We start from the raw sequence: 491 nt of genomic DNA, 5'->3' as shown, positions 1-491 counted from the left end.
GATAATAAGTTTATAGCTGTAGGTACAAGCCTTGCAGAAAATGCAAATAATCAAATAGATATGAAACAAGCAGATATCAATTACTTAGCTTATGTAGAGAGCTATGCTAATGCAATAGATATGTGTTTACAAGGTATTATAAGTCCTTCTACATTAGGAATAGACCTTAAGAAAACAGATAATGCAGAAGCACAAAGAGAGAAGGAAAAGACTACTCTATATACTAGAAATAAGATAGTCGATACTCTTACAGAAGTAATACCACATTTAGTTGAAATAATATTAAAGACTAATGATGTATTAAATAAAAAAACACCAGGAGAATATGAAGCAGCAATAACATTTGGTGAATATGCTAGTCCTTCATTTGATACAGTTGTAGAAATAGTAGGTAAAGCTAAGTCTTATGGAATAATGTCTATTGAAAAAGCTATAGATGAACTCTATGGAGATACAATGACAGATGAAGAAAAAGCCATTGAAATTCAAAG

At 30.3% G+C, this 491-nt stretch carries 1 pseudogene; it reads left to right on the top strand.

The annotated features are described in order from the left end of the window. Window positions 1-491, top strand: a pseudogene (locus ACQPUY_RS17765) (capsid protein); the annotation flags it as partial.

This window comes from Clostridium nigeriense (assembly GCF_050585245.1).
Taxonomy (GTDB): Bacteria; Bacillota; Clostridia; order Clostridiales; family Clostridiaceae; genus Clostridium; species Clostridium nigeriense_A.
This window is presented reverse-complemented; position numbering and strand designations above follow the sequence as displayed.